Source organism: Bacillus sp. 0102A (genome assembly GCF_036765155.1).
In the GTDB taxonomy this organism is placed as follows: Bacteria; Bacillota; Bacilli; order Bacillales; family Bacillaceae; genus Bacillus; species Bacillus subtilis_G.
The window spans coordinates 170,122-192,205 of the sequence record NZ_JBAIZW010000002.1; the positions used below are offsets into that span (position 1 = coordinate 170,122).

12 protein-coding genes and 1 pseudogene (1 of these 13 cut by a window edge) are annotated in these 22,084 nt (G+C 44.2%); 1 reads left to right on the top strand and 12 read right to left on the bottom strand.

Annotation, left to right across the window (positions count from 1 at the left end):
- The 12 genes and pseudogenes from V6D41_RS05245 to V6D41_RS05300 all read right to left on the bottom strand — a co-directional run.
- A protein-coding gene (locus tag V6D41_RS05245; protein WP_333517504.1) for an amino acid adenylation domain-containing protein crosses the window boundary here: on the bottom strand, positions 1-10,389 show its 5' portion. The gene continues 4,749 nt to the left of window position 1, outside the view; 10,389 of the gene's 15,138 nt are visible here — the first part of the coding sequence; the start codon lies at positions 10,387-10,389; its stop codon lies beyond the left edge, outside the window.
- Positions 10,390-10,434: 45 nt separating this feature from the next.
- Positions 10,435-11,184, bottom strand: a complete 750-nt coding sequence (locus tag V6D41_RS05250; RefSeq protein WP_333517505.1) for a polyketide synthase — start codon at positions 11,182-11,184, stop codon at positions 10,435-10,437.
- Between the two features lie 41 nt (positions 11,185-11,225).
- Positions 11,226-12,005, bottom strand: a complete 780-nt coding sequence (locus V6D41_RS05255) for an enoyl-CoA hydratase/isomerase (protein WP_333517506.1) — start codon at positions 12,003-12,005, stop codon at positions 11,226-11,228.
- On the bottom strand, positions 11,993-13,255 hold the full coding sequence (gene pksG, locus V6D41_RS05260; protein ID WP_333517507.1) for a polyketide biosynthesis 3-hydroxy-3-methylglutaryl-ACP synthase PksG: 1,263 nt from the start codon (positions 13,253-13,255) through the stop codon (positions 11,993-11,995). The genes V6D41_RS05255 and pksG overlap by 13 nt, the downstream gene beginning before the upstream one ends.
- Positions 13,256-14,503 (bottom strand): beta-ketoacyl synthase N-terminal-like domain-containing protein, encoded by a 1,248-nt coding sequence (locus V6D41_RS05265; protein WP_333517508.1) that lies wholly within the window; start codon positions 14,501-14,503, stop codon positions 13,256-13,258.
- Entirely contained in the window at positions 14,481-14,729 is a 249-nt protein-coding gene (locus V6D41_RS05270) for an acyl carrier protein (RefSeq protein ID WP_087991461.1), read from the bottom strand. Before V6D41_RS05270 ends, V6D41_RS05265 begins: the two co-directional genes overlap by 23 nt.
- A gap of 84 nt (positions 14,730-14,813) precedes the next feature.
- Complete coding sequence (gene fabD / locus V6D41_RS05275) at positions 14,814-17,123, bottom strand: ACP S-malonyltransferase (protein ID WP_333517510.1); 2,310 nt, start codon at positions 17,121-17,123, stop codon at positions 14,814-14,816.
- Positions 17,120-18,094, bottom strand: coding sequence for an acyltransferase domain-containing protein (locus V6D41_RS05280; RefSeq protein ID WP_333517511.1), 975 nt, complete (start codon positions 18,092-18,094; stop codon positions 17,120-17,122). The genes fabD (V6D41_RS05275) and V6D41_RS05280 overlap by 4 nt, the downstream gene beginning before the upstream one ends.
- Before the next feature lie 487 nt (positions 18,095-18,581).
- On the bottom strand, positions 18,582-19,448 hold the full coding sequence (gene fabD, locus V6D41_RS05285; protein WP_333517512.1) for an ACP S-malonyltransferase: 867 nt from the start codon (positions 19,446-19,448) through the stop codon (positions 18,582-18,584).
- Positions 19,445-19,715 (bottom strand): annotated as a pseudogene (locus V6D41_RS05290) (hypothetical protein). Before V6D41_RS05290 ends, fabD (V6D41_RS05285) begins: the two are co-directional and overlap by 4 nt.
- 111 nt (positions 19,716-19,826) lie before the next feature.
- On the bottom strand, positions 19,827-20,504 hold the full coding sequence (locus V6D41_RS05295; protein ID WP_333517513.1) for an MBL fold metallo-hydrolase: 678 nt from the start codon (positions 20,502-20,504) through the stop codon (positions 19,827-19,829).
- Between the two features lie 180 nt (positions 20,505-20,684).
- Positions 20,685-21,302 carry a TetR/AcrR family transcriptional regulator gene (locus V6D41_RS05300; protein WP_333517514.1) on the bottom strand — a complete coding sequence of 206 codons (618 nt, stop codon included), beginning with the start codon at positions 21,300-21,302 and terminating at the stop codon, positions 20,685-20,687.
- A 120-nt stretch (positions 21,303-21,422) separates the two neighbouring features.
- On the opposite strand from V6D41_RS05300, the gene V6D41_RS05305 reads away from it, so the two are divergent.
- On the top strand, positions 21,423-21,980 hold the full coding sequence (locus V6D41_RS05305; protein ID WP_333517515.1) for a hypothetical protein: 558 nt from the start codon (positions 21,423-21,425) through the stop codon (positions 21,978-21,980).
- Positions 21,981-22,084: the final 104 nt, after the last annotated feature.

Here is a 22,084-nt window from a genome sequence, read left to right on the forward strand (position 1 = left end):
TCCAGTACCGATAAAGATACCCGTCCCTGTACCCGAAAGGCTTTGCGGCGAGCACCCTGCATCTTCCAGCATCTTCCATACGTATGTCATTAACAGACGTTGCTGAGGGTCTACATAATTGGCTTCCCGCGGCGAAATACCAAAAAACAACGGATCAAACTCTGCTACACCATCAATAAATCCGCCCCATTTGATGTCGGTTTTATCGGCTTCAGTGTCAGGGTTTCCATAATGCTCCCGCCAGTCCCATCGATCTTTTGGCACTTCTGTGATGCTGTTTTTGCCTTCCTCAAGGTTTCTCCAAAATTCATCTATATCCATAGCGCCAGGAAATCGGCCGCTGATGCCGACAATTGCAATCGGCTCAAAATCGGCAGTCTGCTTGCTTGTTTCTTCTTTTGCAATAACGGGCTGTTTGAAGCGGTGCTTTCTGCCCGTTGTACTTTTCGGAACTTCAGGAGATATTGTCTGTAACTCTTCTTGCCCCTCTGATTCTGCGCTCTCCTGAACAAAAGTCTCCTCAAATTCATCTATCAAATATTCAGCCAGGCTTTGGATGCTTCCATATTCAAAGAAAATGGTCGGCGTTAGTTCCAAGTGATAGGTTTCGTTGATCTTGTTTGTAAAGACCGTAAATGTAACCGAATCAAACCCGTATTCACTCAGCTCTGTATTGACATCAATATCTTCACTATCTACTTTTAAGATCGCACTGACCATGTTGCCTAATGATGCTCTCAGGCTATTTAAACGGTGAAATGAGCTTGACGTTTCATCTGTATCATTAACAGCAGCATCTTGATTCAATTCTCCCGGATGCGATGTCATTACATATTCAGTCAGACTTTGGATGCTTCCATATTCAAAGAATATGGTCGGCGTTAGTTCCAATTGGTATGCTTCGTTGATCTGATTTGTAAAGACCGTAAATGTAACCGAATCGAATCCGTACTCACTCAGCTCTGTATTGACATCGATATCGTCGTTGTTTACTTTTAAAATCGCTCCAACCATTTGAATCAAAGACGCTTCTAATTTTTGAATTTGACCGTGAGCCTGATCTGCGTTTTTCTGCTCTTTCCGTTTGGCTGTCGTTCCTGTAGAAAGCAGTTTTTGCTTCATTTTCTGAAGCTGTCCTTCCATCACAAAAACTTGCGGCTTATCAGATGCTATTCCTTGATAAAATGCTTCCAAGGCGCTATCTGTTGGCATCGGGACCATTCCCATGGTTTTCAGCATTCTCTGTTCAACTTCAGCGCCGACTTGCATCCCGCCTTCTTCCCATAACGGCCAGTTAAAGGAAATGGTTGAGCCGAATCGCTTCTTTGATACCGCAAGGGAACGCCGGTATGCAGCAAATGCATCCATAAACGTATTGGCTGCCGCATAATCAGCTTGTCCAGCGTTTCCTAAACTTCCGGAAACAGATGAGAATAAAATGAAAAAGTCCAATGGAAAGTCCTTGCTGCATTCGTCTACATGTAACAATCCGCTTACTTTTGGCTGCAACACTTCTTGAAACTCTATATTCGATTTTTGAACGATGAAGTGATCTTTAATGCTGCCTGCACCGTGAATGATTCCGTTGAGTGTGCCATACTTTTCTTTGATTTCCTTCATGAGACGCCGAACCGCTCTCTGATCACTGACATCAGTCTCTCGATAGACAACCTCCGCCCCCATGCTTCGAAGAGTCTCCAGTTCATTTTTCTTACGCTCACTTAAAACAGAGCGTCCTGTCAGCACAATGGTGCATCGAACGGCTCGATCGGCAATTTCCTTTGCAAACAGAAGGCCTAAGCTTCCTGCTCCGCCTGTGATGAGATAAACGCCCTCGTCTCTCCACGGCATATGATGCTCATCAGCGGAAGGCAGAGCCATTTCCCGCCAGCCTTTCACAAAGCGGTTTCCAGCCTCATATCGAATTTGTTTATCAGCAGGCCTCCGGCAGTCGTCTTTCAGCTTGAAATGAAGATCATTCATCTCTTCAGGCTTCTCGATCTCGATGACCTGAGCTGTAAGTTTGCTGAATTCTAATTCAGCTGTTTTAAGCAGACCGGAAACACCAGCAAACAATTGTTTCTCTTTATTCAGCGGAACGATGGCTTGAATGATAACACGGCCTGCAGAATGCTCACGGATCTTTCTTTGCACGAGCTCAAACACGTTCTGCGCGTATAACTGATAACGTTCTGCAATATGCCCTTCAGCTTCATCCAGAGTTATGACACGGGTATCCTTCATGTTTGATGCAAGGCTGTCTATGACACTTCGTTCAGTTTCAAAGAGAACAACGATATGCTCTGCGAATGAAAGGTCTTCGTCCACAAATCCGCCATTCTGTTCTCTCCATACCGGTTCGAGCATTAAGCGTTCATGCCGCGGTGAAGACTTTGATGAGTGAACCTCCCCTTCCAATACTCTCGTGGAGAACCCTTTGATCCTGACACATACATCTCCGCTTTCGTCAATGACATCGATATCCGCTTTCTGAACAATATCCTCGGAGTGATGGCTGTCACTTAAACGAGCATAAGCCCACATAGAAGACGAACATCCATTGATCACCTCAAGCTCTTCAAGCGCAAATGGCAAAATCAGCTTCTGATCCGTCAATTCCTGCATGATGCATATTGTTGCCGTCTGCAAGGCGGAGTCCATGATACTTGGATGCAACACAAACTGTTCCTTCGTTCCAGAAACGATTTCTGGAAGCTGCAGCTGCGCCAAAACCTCTTTGTTTCCTATATTCACATTCTTAATCCCTTGGAAGGCCGAACCATGGAACATCCCCCTGCTTCTGCCTTCTTCGTAAAATTGATCAGCTGACATCTTTCCTTTGCCGCAGCGGCGTAATATTTCAGTGAGATCTGCGACCGGCGTTTTGGCGGCAGATACCAGCTCCGCACTGCCTTGACTATGAATAACCGGGTCGGCCCCGTCTTCCTGTGTACTGTAAATGTCAAAAGTGATTTTCCCATCTTCTTCAGGAAAGAGACCGATATCCACTTGAGCCGAATGATTGTCAACCACAACAGGCTGAACCCAGACTGTATGATTCAATCTGATTCTGACCCCTTGGCCATTATCGCTTCCTGCCGCCTGCTTGATAGCCGCGCGGACCATTTCTAGGTATGCAACACCAGGGAGCACCGGCTTTCCTCTTACCACATGGTCTCTCAGAAAGAATTCCTCACCAGTGAAAACCGAACTGAATTTCTGTTCAGAAAAATCAGATGTATTCTGATGGAGCAGCGGATGAATGGAACCGGTCTCTGTCTGATCTCCGGATATATGACTCGACGGCTTGCGGTCAGCCTGAGACGGCCAGTATCGTTCCTTTGCAAATGGATATGTCGGCAGACTCATTCTGTATGGACGCTCATCTTTGTAAAGCTGCATCCAATCCATATATGCTCCCTTGCTCCAAATTTCCGCAAGCTTGTTCACTTTTCCTTTGGCCATCCACTTACGGATCAGTTCGGCGCTGTCCTCGTCCTCCGTCAGCCATGAAACTTCCCTGGAATTCTGCTGACTTCCTTGAAAACAGCCTTCAATCACTGTTTTTCCACTGATAAAATCTGTGAGCTTCTGTTTTAACTCATTCACATGATCGGCAGTAAAGGCAACGCGATAGTCCATCGCTTCCCGCCCGACCTGAAGGGTATACGCAAAATCAGGCAGCTGTTCGTTCTCAAGCCCTTTTCTATCCAAATAGGCCATAATATCTCGTACATACTCCTGCAGTCTCTCTTTATTTTTTGCCGAGATCGGTATGATACAGGTCCCGTCTATCTTTCTCTTATCAGAATCCTTTTTGTATTGTTCAAAAATGGCGTGAGTGTTTGTCCCGCCTAGCCCGAACGAGCTAAGTGCAGCCCTGTGCGTTTTGATATCACGGCTTAACGTTTTCTTTTGATCGACGACGTAAAAAGGAGAGTTGGCTAAATCTATATTTGGATTCGGCTCCTTATAATTGATGCTCGGTGCCAGCTCCTGATGATAAAGACTCATCACGACCTTAATGCAGCCCGCCAGACCGGCAGCTGTATCTAAATGTCCGATGTTGGTTTTGACCGACCCAATGCCGCAAAATTGCGTTTTATTTGTATATTTCCGGTAAACGTTCGTTAAAGCCGCCAGCTCGATTGGATCTCCAAGCTTCGTTCCGGTTCCGTGCGCTTCCACATAGCGGATGGTTTCAGGATGTATCTTCGTTTGATTCATGACCTTTTGCACCACATCAGCCTGACCTTTGACGCTTGGAGCATAAAAACCGACTTTGTCAGCGCCGTCGTTATTTACACCTATGCCTCTCAGCAAAGCATAGATATGATCTCCATCTTTTACAGCATCAGCCGCTTTTTTCAGCAATACTACGGCAACACCCTCACCGCCTATCATTCCGTCAGCTGATGCGTCAAAAGCTTTAATATGTCCGTCGCTCGAAAAGTTCAGTCCCGGCTGATGCATATATCCGATATTTGACTCGGTATGGAGCGTAGCACCGCCAACTAAAGCATAAGCAGATTCACCCGACAGCAGGTTTTTATAGGCAGAATGCAGTCCAATCAGGGACGATGAGCAGTTAGCATGGACAAAATAGCTTGGCCCTTTCAGCCCGAGCTTATGAGAAATCATTGTCGGAATCGTCCCGCTCTGAGCAAGCACCCACGAGACATAACCGTCCGGCGTTTCCAGACTCTCTGTTGTATCTGACGGCAGCAGCGCGCGATAAGAATTGTTGCTTGCCGACATAAAAACACTGGTTTGCGGAATCTGTTTCGCAGCATAACCGGCATCTTCTATTGCTTTCCATGAGTGAGTCAGCAGCATTCGAAACTGCGGATCCATAAATTCAGCGTCTTTAGGAGAGATTTGAAAGAAACTTGGATCAAACTTGTCTTTGTCATCAATAGAAGATTTAGCTGGGACATAGTCGGCATTTTCCGCCATCTCCTCTGAAATGCCAAAGCGCTGAAGCTCTTCTTTACTGAAAAACGTAATGCTTTCCTTGCCGTCTCTGAGGTTCTCCCAAAACTCATCATGATTTTTCGCCCCTGGAAATTCACACGATATACCAATAACCGCTACACTATCCTCATAATAATCTGGCAGATCGTTCCCCTCGAAGGACTGATCTATATAAGCTGCCGGTTCTGTCGGCACAGAGATACTTGTATCCGCCATTCGCTGTTCAGTGATGTATTGGCTGATATTTTTGATCGTTGAGTACTCAAACAGGTCTGTGACAGAAAATTCACAGGATAATTCATGTTTGATGCGGTCAGCCACAGTAACCGCGAGAAGCGAATCACCGCCCACATCGAAAAATCCGTCTTCCCGTTCAATGTCAGTCATTTTCAATACATCCTGCCAAATGGCCAATACAGCATCCATAATGTTCTTAGGAGAGATCTTTCTTTCTTTTGAATGCTTCGCAGTTAGTCCGCTATTCTTAAGTCTATTTCTGTCTATCTTTCCGTTCGGTGTTAACGGCATATGGTCAAGCTGAATAAAATAAGAAGGCACCATATAGGCAGGCAAAGCGTCTTTCACATAATGACGCAGCTCTCTTGCTGCAAGAGAAGCATTTGCATGTTTAGCTGTATAATAGGCAACAAGCTTTTCCATTCCATTCTCTTCAGCCGCGACCACGACGCATTCCTGAATGCCGGAATGCTCACTGAGCCTGCTTTCAATATCGCCAAGTTCAATACGGAATCCGCGTATTTTCACCTGATTATCGATACGGCCTATATATTCAATTCGTCCTCCCGGAAGCCAGCGCGCCATGTCTCCCGTTCTATAAAGCTTCGATCCAGACTCAAAAGGGCTGTCAATGAATCTCGTATTCGTTAATTCTGGCTTTTTGTAATAGCCTTTCGCCACGCCGTCCCCTGCAATGCAAAGCTCTCCGGGAACGCCAGCCGGTACTGGTGCAAGCTGAGAATCCGTAATATAGATTTGTGTATTGGCGATTGGCCTTCCTATCGTGGCATGAGAGCATTCTTCATTAATACGCTGAACCGCTGACCAGATGGTTGTTTCGGTTGGCCCGAACATATTCCAAGCTTCGCTGCCTGTATGTAAGAAATATCGTTTTAATGTCTCAGGCAAAGCTTCGCCTCCGCATAGAATTTTCACCCTCTCTTCATTTTCCCAGCCTGAATAAAAGAGCATCTTCCATGTAGCCGGCGTTGCCTGCATCACTGTCGGTTTGATCGTTTGGATGTCCTGTTTCAGTTTTTCAACGTCTTTCGTATGCTCCGTTTGGCAAATATGGCAGTGTGCGCCCTTTATCAAAGGCAAATATAACTCCAGAGCCGCGATATCAAAACAGTAGGTTGTGACAGCGAGCATGTTATCCTCTGGTGAAAGACCTGGTGTTTCTCCCATCGAAACGAGAAAATTGGTCAAAGCTTTATGCGGTATCATGACACCTTTTGGCTTTCCTGTGCTGCCGGATGTATAAATGACATATGCCAAGTTTTCGGGCGTGACAGTGCGTGTAAGCACTTTTCGATCAGAGGCTGTTTGAGCGATCTCATCCCAGTCTTGATCTAACAGAGCAGTCTTGACACCGCTCCAACTCAACGTGTTTACTAATTCTGATGTCGTCAGCGTGATGGAGACTTCACTGTCCTCCAGCATGTACTCCAGTCGCTCAGCCGGATAGGAAGGGTCAAGCGGCACATATGCTCCTCCAGCCTTGAGAATCGCCAATAATCCCACCAACATGTCCAGCGACCGATCCACATAGATTCCTGTCAAGCGGTCCGGACCCACTCCATGCGCCTGCAAATAAATGGCCAGCTGTGTGCTTCTTTCATCAAGCTCTCGATACGTCAATGTTTGATTTTCATAGCTGACAGCCGCTCTATCAGGCGTCTTTTTCGCCTGCTGCTCAAACAATTCATGAAAACATGTATATGGATACGTTTTGCCAGTGTCGTTCCATGTTTTAAGAATTATCTGCTCCTCTGCTGCAGGCAGTAAAGAATACTCTTTTAAAGGCTGAGAAGGATTCAACACTGCCTGTTCTGTTACATAAACAAATTGATCGAACATCGCGGATACAGATGCCGCATCAAATAGCCCAGTATTGTATTTAATGTTCAGCTCCATTATTTCTTCAGTTTCCCAAAGTTCAAATACTAATTCGTATTCACCCTCTTGATGAATACGCTCAACGAAATCGACAGAAAAGAAGTCAGCATAGCGGCTCAACAAGTTTTGATAGCTTCCTGTTTGAAGAAAATTCTGATAGAAAAAAGCAGTTTGAAACACCGGTGAGCCCGCTTCGCTGCGAGGAATATTCAAATCCCTCACCATTTTCGGAAACGGATAGTCTGCATGATCAAGTCCATCCAACATGGTAAATTGCAATTTAGCCACAAATTCAGAAAAAATATCTGCCGGGTTCAGTTCACTGCGAATCGGGAGCATATTAAGAAAATGCCCAATGGAAGCATCAAATCTTTCTTCCGGTCTCACCATCGCCGGCATGCCGACAATCTGTTCCTTTTGTCCGGTATAGCGGTCCAACAGCATCATATAGCAGCTTAAGAATACCGTCGAAACATTCACAGAATGCTCTTTCGCAAACGTCCTGACCCGATTCATGAAGCCGCTGGACAGCTGCCGGGTGTATGTATCCTCTTCAAACTCAGAATCGGCTGAACTTGTGCTGACCTTAGGCAGCTGAAGATTCGGCAAAGTTCCCGATAGCTGTTTCTGCCAGTATGAACGATGCTTCGCGCCGTCTTTTCCGGCAAGCATGTTCTGCTCCCAGGCCGCAAAATCGTGATAAATGGCAGGAGAAACAGTTATTTCCGGCTGCTGTCCTTCTAAAAGAAGCTTATAGCTGTCAAACAGACTGCGTATAAATGTTACAGACGAAACCCCGTCAAAAATCAAATGGTGAATGACAACTAGTAAAAACTGCTCTTGTTCAGATCTGGAAAAACTCATGACACGCACTAACGGGCTGTTTTCCTTTACATACGGTTCCTTTCCTTTCTTTCTAAGAAAAGAAGGAATGTCAGACTCTTTCATTCCTGAGATGTCTTCTGTCTTGATTTCAAGTGAAAACGCTGGATCATGTGTAAGATATGGCACTCCGTCTTTCTCTCGGATGACATGCTTTAAGATCGGGTGCTGATGGAATACAAAGCCGAAAGCCTCTTGTAATGTTTCAAGGTGAAGCCCTGACGAAAATCGAAAACAGAGAGGTACATGATAGGCACTTTTTTCAGGTGACATTTTTTGCAATGTCCACAATCCTTTTTGCACCTCAGACAGAGGCTGAAAAGCTGCCTGACTCTTTTCCGGTTCCGTTTTCGATGTGTCAGTACCCGCTGTGTCATCAGAGATGCTGCTGATATCTTCTTGTTTAGATAGATAGCCAGCCAAGCGTTCAATCGTAGGATACTGATGTATCTCTCTGGCTGTGAGTTTGATACGGTATTTTTTCTCGACCGACCGAATGAGCTTCATCATCTTGATAGAATTCACTCCAAGGCTCTGGATATTAGCATTTGGCTCCGCCCAATCGCGGGAAACGTGCAGCTCCTCAGTCAAACAGCTGAGCAGATGCTCCTGTATCTCTTCCCTTATTCTCCTCACATGATCTGCTTGCTGCATGTCCTCGTCTTGGACCGCCCCGTTCATCCGGTTGGGGTTATGAAGCAAGTAATCGAAATCTCCATTTTCAAATGACGTTTTCAGCTGGGTGCGCTGGATCTTTCCGATAGCCGTTTTCGGAATCTCTTCTTTTTGTACCGGCAGCAAATATTCCGGGGTGACGCCGATCGCCTGTGAGACATGGGATTGTATGTTTCTAAGAAGCTGAGACATCTGCTCATCATTCATGTTTGCGGAAGTAACAAAGAAGATAGCCAGCTGGTCCGTTGAATTCTGATCCACGCGGACTGCGCAGGCAGCAGTATAAGAAGTTTCGATTTCCGCTAATTCTTCAACAGCAGACTCAATCGCATGACTGTAATAATTAATGCCATTAATGATAATTGCATCTTTCGTGCGCCCTGTAATGGTTAAGCGCCCGTTCCGCAAATAGCCAAGGTCTCCGGTTTCAAACCATCCATCTTCCGTAAACACACTCTCATTTAAATCCGGGCGCCGGTAATAACCGCTTGTAACGGAAAGACCCGAAACTTGAAAACGGCCAATCTCGCCTTCCTCAACCAAATCATTATGGTCATTCACTATTCTCATAGAGAATCCAGGGATTGGAGAACCGATTTCGACAAAATGATCATCATCACTTGTTGCAGCCCGGGTAAATTCATGAGAGAAAATAACGCCGGATGACGTTTCGGACATTCCCCATGCAGGCCGGATCGCATCAGCAGGCAGTCCATGGGGTTCTAAAAGCTCAAGCATTCTGCGCCCTACCTTGGCGACCATTGCTTCGCCGCCATTGAGCATGTAACGCATTGAGGACAGATCCCATTTCCTGTTTTTCATTTCTTCTGCAAAATCAGTGACAAGACCGAACGCAAAATTCGGTGCCCACGTAACAGAAGCACGGTAATGATCAATCCAATCCAGCCATTTCAGCGGCTCCATTAAGATCGTTTCACTTGAGACGTTAATTTCTTGGCAGCCTAGATAGACATCCCGCAAATGCAACATTCCGATGCCTCCGACATGATCAAACGGCATCCAGTTAAATGTGATATCTTCTCTGGTGAAGCCTTTCATTTGAATAATCCCTTTCACCATGCTCATAATGTTTCGATGATTCAGCATAACTGCTTTGGGCGTTCCAGTACTGCCTGAAGTCAGCAATAAAAGCGCTAAGTCTTCAGGACTGGATTGATGCCAATCCGTCTCTGCCTCGGCACTGAGCAGATCTTCCGCAGCGATTGCACGGAATCCTTCAAGGCCTTGTTCACTTGCCCAATCGATCATTTCCTGGTGCATGTCCCGGTCCGTAATCACCGCCGGCTTGTCAAGAAGCGTCCATGCATCTTTCAGCTTTTGAGTCCCGCTGCTCGATTCAGCGTACGTTGGCGGAACGGCTAACGGAGCCGGAACAATTCCTGCTAAAACACACCCCCAGAACGCAGGGAGAAGCTGAGAATTGTCGCCTAGCTGCAAAATCACGTTTTGTTTTGCTTTCAGGCCTGATTGCCGGAGCCCCTTTACGATACGCAGTGCATCATTCCACAATCGTCCATATGATTGATACACTTCTTTTCCATCCGGCTGCAAATAAATGATTCCCTTTGTATCCCCGAGCTCAGCAGCAGTTCTGTATAAAACTTCAGGTATTGTTGCCGGCTGCTCTTCAGATAGATGTAAAGGCTCACCGTAGCTGACAGAAGGATTAGCTAAAATGCGTGTATTATCATTATTTCTCATCGCGCTGCCTCCATTTAATCTGCAAATTTTCATGTGGATTTTTGGTTAATTTCCATACAAACCTTTGATTCTCATTTTGACTTCCTCATGATGAAATGTTTTCTCGTGCATCATCAATTCCTGTTCTATGACGTGAGGCAGCTGCTCACGAAGCGGGGCAACCAAATGGTCTTTTAATGTAATCAATGAGTTTCTCGGCTTTTCCGCGAATTCATGCGCCAGTTCCACCGCATAATCTAATACTTCCGTACGAGGCAGGACTTTAAAGGGAACCCCTCTTTTTTCGAGATCAGCTCCGCGGTAGCTGCCCGCATTCATTAGTATTTCCTGAGCCAGGCTGAACCCCAGTTTTTTAGGAACGATAAAGGTTGCGCCCATTCCAGGCGTAAATCCGTATTTCATAAAATTAGCCGTATACACACTCTCTCTGGCCAGAATGACAATGTCAGCAAAAAGCCCCATGACAAAGCCGCCTCCAATTCCGTGTCCCTGCATTGCCGCGATGACTGGAATCTCGCAATCCAGCGCCAGCGAATAAAGATTGTCATCCGTGAACTTGGTCAATCCCTGCTGAATTCGAAGCAGCCCTTCTTGCGTTCCTCCTGAAGCAAAATAGTTATCATACCCTGTCAAAATGACTGCTTTATAATTGGGGTTTTTCCGAATGAATTCAAACGCTTGAATTAAACCGTCTGTAAGTTCTTGTGAAAACGCGTTTTTATGAGTGCGGTCATGCATTTTTACCTGAATAATAGCAGGCTCAATTTCGATGAGCTCTACAACAGAATGCGTCATGATGTCCTCCTAACGGTTCTGATTGTCATCTTTTCAAATGATTACTGTTCCTCCCATGGGAATTGTCCTGTTTCAACATACCTGATGATTCCCATCTGGTTTTGAGGGTCAGTAAACATGTCTTGATTTGCAGTTAAAGCGATGGATTTCGAACGGCTGACTTGATGATCAAGTGAGCTGATAAACTGTTTATAATCCGCGATTCCCTTTTTATTCAGTCTTCGCAGCCGCAATAAATGCTTTCTCAGCAGCACCTCACTTTGAGCATCAAAGGCATCTATTAACCCCCATTCACCGGCTTCCTGTACGGAAATCGGCTTTGTCATCAGCGTCATATAATGTGCTTTCTGCCAGCCGATCCGGCGAATCAGAAACGGTAAAACACAAGCCGGATACAAACCGAATAACAGCTCAGAGAGACTGAATGACGCCGTTTCATCAGCTATGGCAATATCTGTGGCAGATACGAATCCAAGACCGCCGGCATTCACTTTTCCCCTGACATGCGAAATTGTGACATAAGGGCCTGTCTGCAATTTCAGCCATAAATCATAGAGAGGCTCTTGAGATCTTGCCTGGTTTTTGCCGCTTTTCATTTCCTGATACATTTCTTGAAAATCTGCGCCGAAGCAAAATACTTCGGGAAGCCCTTCTAAAACGACAACCGTAACCGATGATGTTTCACATTGGTTTAACACTTGCAAACATTCTTCTATGAGTGTGTCATTAATCGTATTATTCGCTTCAGGACGGTGAAAGGTGATATAGCAAACCGACTCTTGAATGCGGACCTTTATCGTTTGATAGGTCACGAGATCCACCTGTACTTCCGATGAAACTCAGAAATTTCTTCTAAAAATAAGCGCGGCTTCTCTTGAGTAAACTGCATGATGCCCGGTATCATCTCAACATCCAGCTTTACATTGCGCGTTCCGAACCGCACCATCCCGTTCCCCTTAAACAGCAGCTCATACTCTTCCATTGAGAGCTGATATCGGCGATCTAAATGCTTCTCAATGCCAAATGAGCGCTGGCGTTTCTGGCCTTGCGGAGTTGTAATACCGCTGTAAAATTCAGAACAGCAGCCTGATCCGTAGGAAAAACAGCCGATTCGTTTAGGCGAATCAAACCGCCCTTGGTCTATCGTGCTGGCCAACGCCAGAAACAAGGCAGCTCCCATAATATTTCCAACCCGTTGGCAATAGTTTAAACCTGGCTTTACACGATTTGAAAAATCCGATTCAATATCAGCTGTTTTCGCCTTCGCCACCTTACGCATCATTGTTCGGTGCGCACCTTTCACCATCCCGCCAAAAGGTGTATGGTAAGCAAGGTATTGAAACGTGTCCTGATAACTTGCACCGGGCACACGTTTTTGGTATTCCAGAAAGGTTTGTTCGCAGCAATCCAGATATGACATTAAAGACAGGTCAGAATCTCCCGCTTCACTATCGGGAATAGGACGGCACGTATCCATCACTTCATAGCCGTAATAGCCATTTGCTCCGGGATCTATTTGAAACACCTCGGGATTTTCGCCTACTAAAATGGCCACCGCTCCCGCTCCGGCGCTCGGTTCAGCATAAGACCAGTCTTCACTTAAAGCGTCTCCGCCCTCGGCGATTAAGAAACGTGAAATATCACTGGCGATAACCAGCGCTTTGGCACCCGGAGACGTCTGGGATAATATAAAATTGACCGCCATCTGAAATCCTGCGGTTCCTGAATAACATGCCTGTTTAATCTCAAACAAACGACAATTGCGGTTCAGGCCTAAATATTCATGGATATATGTACTTAACGATTTCCCAAAGTCGATCCCGGATTCAGAACAAGTGATCAACAATTCAATCCGGTCCTTCTCGGCTTCGGATAATGCATCAATAATCGGCTTAGCTGCATTGACTCCAAAGGTCACTGGATCTTCATAAGGCAGCGCTACCGCTTTTTCTTTCATTAATAAGTTTTCAAATCTGGCAGTATCTAAGTGTCTATATTTGGCAAGTTCCATGACATCAAGGTATGCCGTCCCGCCAAAGACATTCATCGCTTCTATTCCGGCTGAAACCATTTATGATTCGCCTCCACATTTCTCAATGTTTTGTATACAAACCGCGGTGTTCATTCCGCCAAACCCCATGCTTAAGCTCAGCGCATTTTTGATGCGGTATGAAATCGATTTCTCATTTACCCAATGAAAAGAATCATCAATTGGATGATCCAAATTCCGGCTCGGATGCAGGGCAGATTTTCTCATTTGCAGCAAAACAGAAATCACCTCTACAATGCCTGCGGCGCTGAGGCCGTGCCCGATTATCGATTTTGTTGCGTTAATATAAGCGTGGGAAAGCCCGCACGCATGCAGCGCCTTTAATTCAATTTCATCTCCAATAAAAGAACCCGTGCCATGGGGATTAATATAATCAATATCTTCTGGTGAAAGGCCGGCACGCTCCAGCGCCTCCTGGATGACATGAATCTCCCCTTCTAATGAAGGATCGGGATTCCGGTTCCCGTCTAGTTTGATTGACCATCCAGACAACGCTGCATAAGGCTTGACACCTCGGTGGACAGCGGTCTCCTTTCGTTCTATCACCAATGCGCCGCACGATTCTCCATAAATAAACCCGTCTCTGTTCTGATCGAAGGGACGGCACGCTTTTTCAGGCACCTCCGCATATTTGTCCGTTCCCATAGCGCCTAAAGCCCTTAGCGCCTCGCATTCCATATAAGAAAGGTCCATTAATGCACCAAGCGCTATGCAAATATCTACCTCGCCTGACAAGACTTGCTGAATCGCATGAATCACTGCTAACTGGCCGCTGGCCGAGGCTCCTCCCGCGGTATAAGCTAAGCCCGTAATGCCAAACTGATCTGTGCATAATCCGCAAAGGTCGCTATCCATGAAAGACAGGCCATACGCAGGCGAAATAAAACCAGAGCGATCTTGATAACTTTCATAAAGCTGTAAGGTTTCTCTCTGCTGAAAATTTGATCCACCGACTACCAGTCCGATACGTGCGGAATCGACTTCGTTTAATTCAGCTTCCTCCCAAGCCTCTGAGAGAGTCACCAATGCAGCACGGCTGGAAAATGACGCTTTTCTTAATAATTTTTTAGAAAGCCGGTCGGGATAAGACAATGACGCAATTTCAGCTCCAATAAACCGGCTGTCTTTTTGTCTGCCCGAACGCTTCATAACATCAAAGGCATGCCTGCCGGACAGCAGCGAAGAAGCAAAGGCTTCTTTCCCTTGACCGATAGCAGCCGTAACGCCTACACCGGTCACCACCACCTCAGACAGTTTGCACTTTGTCATAAAGCACCTCAGCCAACTCGCCGATATTTTTCACCCCAGACAGCTCAATGCGGGGAATTTTTAATGATAAATCCTCTAGCACCATTGTGATAATTTCGGCTCTGTCTACAGAATCAGCTCCTAACTCAACTAACTGATCTTCAGGCTCAAATCTGTGTCCGTCTAATTCAGGAAGCACCTCGCAAATATTGGTGACTAACACTTCAAAGATTCTCTGTTTATCCATAACGCGCTCTCTCCTTCAAGGGTTCATTTGAGTACTTTTTATAGTATTTTCGTAATATTCAAACTATCAATCTTATACTGTCTTTTAAAACGAAGGTTGATACATTGATTGCATCCTTTCATGAAGCAATGCTGCCGTTTCTGTCATTAATGTTTTTCCGATCTCATCCACATGACGACTGCGCCAGTTTTCTAATTCAGAACCTTTGGCCCATTGATTAAAGGCTCCCAGCGCCGGACCGCAGTGAATTTGATAATCGACCTTCGAATGTTCGCTTCCGCTGATTGCCAAGTTGGAGCTGTATCTGAAGTACCATCGGAAAATCAAAGCCATTTTATGCTTCGGATTTTGTTCAGCCTTCTCAATTTCTGCCTCGGGATAATGCAATGTCATATCTTTATAGATGTCTTCTATACTGCGTTTGAAGTATTTCTCCTCCAGCTGAGTCAACGTCTTTGCATCCAGCTCACGTATTGACCCGTATCGCTGGTACAGTTCATATAACTTGCTTGCCCGCGCCGGAAAGAACACGCCTTTTTTCAGCACTTGCACCTTGCTGCCCGACTCAAACATATCACCCGCAGGCGCGTAGGCTGTATCTTGTACATTCATCTGTTGAAGCAAATCCTTTACTTTATCACTTGTCGCCGCCTCAACCGTACATTGATTGATTGAGCCTGTTACAATGAAATCAGCACCAAGCATAAAAGCTGCCACCGCTGCATCAGGCGTTCCAATTCCTCCAGCTGCACCAACTCTAATTTTTTTCGGATATTGATATTTTTTCATCATTTCATCTCTTAATGACGTCATCGCCGGCATCAGGCTGTATGCCACACCTCCATCTGTATGGCCGCCTGAATCAGCTTCCACACAAATATCATCAGCCATCGGAATGTTACGCAACAACTCAGCTTCATTCACTGTGATTTTATTTTCTCCTAAAAGCTTTTGCAGCATATTCTCAGGCGCAGGACTCAGAAATGATTCTGCAACTTCCGGCCGTGATAATTTCGCAATGATACGATGTGAGCAAATAATTTCACCATCGGGGTTTCGTTTCACTCCTTTTGCGCGATACCTTATCAATGCGGGAGTGACACTTAAAAATGCTGAAGCTTCCACATTTCTCACTTGATGCTTCAATAAAAGGTTAATCATTTTTTCTTCTGATTCAGTATGTTTCATATTATGGACGAGATTGATGCCGTAGGCTTGTCCTTCCCCTAATTCTTCTTGAATAGTGAGGATCGCATCTTCAACCTCATTCAGACTCAGGCCGCCTGTACCAAAGAACCCCATCATTCCTGCTTTTGACAGCTTTACTACCATTTCTTTCGAAGCAATGCCGCGGTACATTCCTCCTGCAAGATAAGCATATGTAAGTTGATAATCCTGTTTAAACTCAGCATTTCCTAAAGATTCTGCCGTAATTCCAGCTTGAACTTGAGGTCGATGTCCAGCCGCTTCTGCTTGTTCCTTTGAATGCGCACTGAACGTATGACGGGAAGCAAGGTTCTTTTCGGGTGCATGTGTTAACGGTTCTGCTTCATTTTTAATCCGCTGGATGAGGCCGGTTAAAACAGTTCCAGGCCCGATCTCTTCAAACTCCATTTCTCCTCTTCCCATCAGAAAACGTATGCTGTCCGTCCATTTCACTGTGCTGACCATTTGTTCAGATAATGTCTCTTTTATCCTGTCCTGTTGATAGGGCTCTGCATAGATATTGGAGATAACAGGGACAGATAAAGGCGCAAAAAGGAATGAGTCAATAAATTGCTTAAATTCCTGTTTTGCTTCATTCATATATCTGGAATGAAAAGCTCCGCTTACGTTTAAAGGGTGAAATAGCTTTACATCCTTGGTGTTTTCAAAAACCGTTCCGGCTTTTTCAATCTCTTTTTTTTGGCCGGAGATCACAATCTGCCGAGGCGTATTTTCATTTGCCACATCAATGTCATAGAGACGGTGCTCTTCTAAAACGGCTGTAACTTGTTCCTTATTCAGGCCGATCACAGCAGCCATTCCGCCTCCTGTAATTCGTCCCATCAGTTCGCCTCTTTTTTTGACAAGTCTTAATCCGGTTCCAAAATCAAAGGCCCCCGCTGCAAACAACGCATTGTATTCTCCTAAGCTATGTCCTGTCGCAAAATCAGGTTTTCTGCCGGTTTCCTCCAGTCTCTTCAAATAACTGAGTGCATTGACGACGTACAAAGCCGGCTGCGTGTATTCAGTATGGTTTACATCCAAATAGGATTTTTCGGTACAAAGCTTTTCTATTGAATAGCCCAAAATTTGATCTGCTTGATCAGTCAAATGACGATATTGTTCAAATAGTCCTTGTCCCATTCCCTTTTGCTGAGAGCCTTGCCCTGGAAAAACATATGTAATCATCTTGTAAACTTCCTTTCTGGTGTACGGAAACACTCAACCGTATTCAGATTTTTCAGCTCCTGATGAAATGGTGTGATGATCGAGCAGCAGCGGTCAGCTGAATCACCCGGAATCAGCTGTTTCACAAAAGCAGCTAAGGTGCCGGATGGCCCTAAATCGATAAACCGGCATGTATGCTGGCTTTCTAAATATCCAATCGCTTCGCGAAATCTCATTGGCTTTCTAACCGCATCCCAAAAGAAATGCTTGTCTATTTCGCGAAGACAGCCCCCCGTTAAACTCGACACCATTGGTATTGACGGGTTTTTAAAAGAGATTGAACTTAAAAAATCTGCATAGACACTTTCTGCCGGATCAATAAGCGAAGAATGAAAGGCATAGGACACAGGCAGCTGCTGGTAAAGAATCTGCTTCTCTTTTAAAACCTCCATGATCTGCTTTATGTTTTCTTCTTCACCAGAAATGAGGAAGTGCGAATCATAATTGATAGAGATGAGTTCACTATTTCTAAACAGCTGCGGATGGTCTTTCAGTAATTGCGGCTGATCAAGAATGGCCAGCATTTTTCCTTTATCGCAGGATTTCTGGATTAAAATGGCCTGTTCAAGTATGCAATTCAGTATATTCTCTGCGTCTGACACACCAGAAACAGCTGCTGCTGCGAATTCTCCCAGACTTGATCCCAATACGTAATCAGGATAGATTCCCCTATCTGCCAAAACCTTGTATAAGGAGTATTCAATTATAAAGATTGCGGGGTGGGACAAAAGAATGCTGTCAAACGGATCTGACACACGTTTAGCGGGATGATAGATTTCTTGAACAATGGATGTGCCGATTCGCCGTGCTGCAATGGCATCCATTTCAAGCATCGATTGGCGAAACACGGTATTTTCCTTAAATAATTCCTTCCCCATATGATAGTACTGGGAACCTTGTCCGGAAAACATAAAAACGAGCGGTTCATTCATATGCATAACCTACTTTTTTTATATTTATGACAGCTAGTATGCTGTAAAAGATACACAGCAGCGAGTGAAATCCGATTATTTAATGAAAAGACATAATGGAACTTTAGGAAGATTGTTTTGGTGCTCTGGATGCGGATCAATTATGAAGTGGTCGTAGATGTATGTTGATATCTCTAAATTGGTATAACATGCTGACAGGATCAGCAAAAAACATCGGCTCTATGAATGATTGGGTGCGGTGAAAAAGAGACCATCTAGATGTGAGAGCGATGGTTTGGCATCCATTTGCCGGCTGACTGACATAGTTCAAATGTCTAATATGGTGCGGACATGTTATATCAGCCTCATTATGTAACAGTATATAAAGTTATTCATTGAGAAACAGTGTCGAACGAACGATTGCACCTCTAAAACTTTATACCTTGATTAAAAGGAACTCTATCTCTAGCCTGCCTTTAGCGGTGCATGATCTTAGGGATCATCATTTTCAGCGGGACATTGCTTCCGCATCTTTCTTTATACGGTGAATTAACCCTGTTAAAATATTTCCAGGCCCTATTTCCTCAAACTCTATTTGGCCTTTATTCATTAAGTAGTTTATGCTCTCCGTCCATTTCACTGAATGGTTGATTTGATCGGCCAGCGTCTGCTTCATTAATTCGTATGTATACGGTTTGGCATACACATTAGAAATAACCGGGATAGACGGAGGCGAAAAATGAAAGGTATGAAGAAATTGCTCAAATTCTTCTTTCGCTTTATTCATGTATTTGGAATGAAACGCGCCGCTTACGTTTAAGGGGAGTACCATTGTAACTTCAGTCATCGTTTCAAAAAGAGATGCGGCTTTTTCAATATCATCTTTTCTGCCTGAAATCACAATTTGATATGGGGCGTTCACATTAGCGATATCAACATTGTGTAAATCATATTGATTCAGAGCACTTGCAACCTGCTCTTCATTTAATCCCATAACAGCTGCCATGCCGCCGTTGCTCACCATGCTCATCAGCTCGCCTCTTTTTCTGACAAGCTTTAAACCTGTCTCAAAATCAAAGGCTTCCGCTGCAAATAACGCATTGTACTCACCCAAGCTGTGCCCGGCGACAAAGTCGGGCTTAGCTTCCGCTTCACGGATTTTTTTCAGGTAACTTAATGCGTTTACCACATATAAAGCCGGCTGTGTAAATTGCGTTTTGTTTAAATTAGAATAAGGATTTTCTATGCAAAGACGTTTGATTGAATATCCTAGGATCTCATCTGCCTGAGCCATCAGTTCTTTAAATTCATCGAATAGTTCGCTGCCCATTCCCTGTTTCTGCGAACCCTGACCCGGAAAAACATATGTGATCATTCTCTCAAAGCCACCCTTCCGATTAGTAAATATGATGCACTTCTGTATGATTTTATAAAAAATAGTGATGACCGGATAAATAGTAGCATGTTCATGTTGATGGTAACCTCTGTAAATATTAACGTCAAGTTAATTTTTCCTACAGTTCACTCGATTGTTTTCCTATTTTTTTCAATTGGGGCATAAAGGATCAGGGGCTATACCAGAACATAAGAAAAATGACCCGTATTACTTATAGGGCGTGGATATGATGAGAATGCGCTTCATCTTTTCTCCAGAGCCTTAGTCAAAACAAATCAGATCCTTCTATATAATCATTTTAAACATTGCTGATCATTTAGATATTCGAAAGAAAATAGGACAATAGATTCAAAAGACTTATTTAAAATCAAAAATACCTTTTTGGTTTTTACGAGTGCGAAATTTCACAAAATGTTCTTTATTATCAATTTGAAAGTAAATATTATACTGGTAGAGATCCTCGATCGTATGGCCGGGCGTTTTGCCAAATGAGTGGCCAGGGAACACTCGTACATAGGTCGAAACCTCCGACTTAATCCTTTGAATGCTTCTGAACATCTCTTCCGCAGAACTGCCATCACCCTCGCATATGCCGCATCCTTCTATAAATACCGTATCTCCGGTAAAAATACTCTCGGAAAACAAATAACACATTCCTCCGGCTGTGTGCCCCGGAGTGAGAAGGCATTGCACTCTCATGTTTCCTATGCTGATCGTCTGTTGATCATGCAGGCCAATTAAATTGCTGCACCGGAATTGATAATAATCAATTTCTTTTTTTGACATATAAACTTGAGCGTTAAACATCTTCGTCAGCGGCTCGACCAGGTTTACATGATCGTAATGAGAATGTGTCAATATGATTGCTGTTAAGTCAGCCTCTAGATCGGAAAGTTTAGTTGTTATTTTACTAAGTTCCCATGAGGGGTCAACAACAATTGCAGATCTGCTTACAATATCTTCAATGATATAGCAATAATTCGTCCAGCCTTGATATCTTGTTTTAATTGGATGTACTTTATAAGTAAGATTCATTTACATCATTCCTATCAAGTAAAGTTCTTAAATGAAAGATGGGTAAACTGTTCAGCCCTAGTCCGTCTTTCATTCCACTTTACCAAACGGCATGCCTGTTTTCCATTTTTTTCAGAGATTCTTGTTCTTTCTGCATATAAAAAAGCTATTCTTTTGGAAATAGCTTTTTCGCACTGCGTCTTAGGGATTTCCTTCTTCTGTCTCATATGTTTCTTCCACGCAAATTGATTCTATATGCTGCATAATGACACGTTCGATCCTATCTTTATTTATTCGCACCGGGTCAAGCATCGCATGTAAAGCCAAGCCGTCAATCAGCGCGTAAAGTCTCTCAGCTTCAATGTCTTTATCAGCATCCTGCTTCAGTAAATCGAATTCAGCTAAATAGGCAATCAGATTCCGCATGCCACTGTAAATCCCGTCATAATTCGCATCAAACCTTTCCTTTTTATGTCTGGCGTAAACCGTAAAAGCAAACCACACCTCCATCTCTCTAATCGTTTCTTCATTCGTTGGGACAATTTCAAGTAAAATATGCAACACTTTTTCCTTAGGGGGCACATCCCTCATTGTAATGTCCTTAATTCGGGCCATCACCTTTTCTTGAACAAGTTTCATTGCGAAAACAAGCAGGTCATCCTGTGTAGAGAAATAATGGCGCAGCGCACCTAATGACAATCCTGCTTCCTTTGCAATGTTTCTGGCTGAGGCTCCCTCCATCCCCCGTTCTAAAATGACCCGCCACGTCGCTTCTGCAATTTGTTTTCTTCTTTTCTCATGGTCAATTTGTTTTGGCATAGCTTTATTGTAACAAGAAAAAAAGAAGAGAGCAATTTTTATAATACAGTTGTATTATAAAAATAAAGATGATAACATATTGTTTAAATAATACAACTGTATTGAAAAGAGGGGAATAAATTGAACGGTATCGCATGGATGATTGTCTTCTGTGAAATTGCGTTTTGGGTTGTGATTGTTTTAGGGCTTGCTGCACGCTACCTATTCAAACAACATAGATTAGGACTGCTGTTCCTTGCCTTAACTCCAGTTATCGATTTGATCTTATTAGCGGCAACTGGTGTGGACCTTTACCGCGGAGCCACAGCGACTGCTGCCCACGGGATCGCAGCAGTTTACATCGGTATATCGATCGCTTTTGGAAAACAAATGATTCAATGGGCGGATGAAAGATTTCAATATTATGTGGCAAAACAAGGATCCAAACCGCTGAAACGCTATGGAATGGATCACGCCAAGCACTATGCTAAAGGCTGGATAAGACACGTCCTGGCGTATCTTATTGGGGCGGGATTACTAGGGGGGATGATCTATTTCATCAATGATACTGCCCGAACCGAGGCATTAAGCGGCATACTTAAAATATGGACAGTTGTCATAAGCATTGATTTTCTCTTTACCGCCAGCTATTTTATCTGGCCGAAAAAAGAAAAAGCTTCGGCGAATCTCAGAAGTTAACATGATGAAAAATAAGGTCCTTTCCGCTGGAAAAGGACTTTTTTAGTTTATGTAAAAATATGTTATACTGTTTTCCGAATGATCTATCTGTGGATCCTTGAATG

Excerpts from the sequence above, each read along its gene's own strand:
- V6D41_RS05250 (WP_333517505.1), bottom strand. The coding sequence starts at position 11,184 with ATGACGCATTCTGTTGTAGAGCTCATCGAAATTGAGCCTGCTATTATT.
- pksG (WP_333517507.1), bottom strand. The coding sequence starts at position 13,255 with ATGGTTTCAGCCGGAATAGAAGCGATGAATGTCTTTGGCGGGACGGCA.
- V6D41_RS05265 (WP_333517508.1), bottom strand. The coding sequence starts at position 14,503 with ATGACAAAGTGCAAACTGTCTGAGGTGGTGGTGACCGGTGTAGGCGTT.
- V6D41_RS05270 (WP_087991461.1), bottom strand. The coding sequence starts at position 14,729 with ATGGATAAACAGAGAATCTTTGAAGTGTTAGTCACCAATATTTGCGAG.
- fabD (WP_333517510.1), bottom strand. The coding sequence starts at position 17,123 with ATGATTACATATGTTTTTCCAGGGCAAGGCTCTCAGCAAAAGGGAATG.
- V6D41_RS05280 (WP_333517511.1), bottom strand. The coding sequence starts at position 18,094 with ATGAATGAACCGCTCGTTTTTATGTTTTCCGGACAAGGTTCCCAGTAC.
- fabD (WP_333517512.1), bottom strand. The coding sequence starts at position 19,448 with ATGATCACATATGTTTTTCCGGGTCAGGGTTCGCAGAAACAGGGAATG.
- V6D41_RS05295 (WP_333517513.1), bottom strand. The coding sequence starts at position 20,504 with ATGAATCTTACTTATAAAGTACATCCAATTAAAACAAGATATCAAGGC.
- V6D41_RS05300 (WP_333517514.1), bottom strand. The coding sequence starts at position 21,302 with ATGCCAAAACAAATTGACCATGAGAAAAGAAGAAAACAAATTGCAGAA.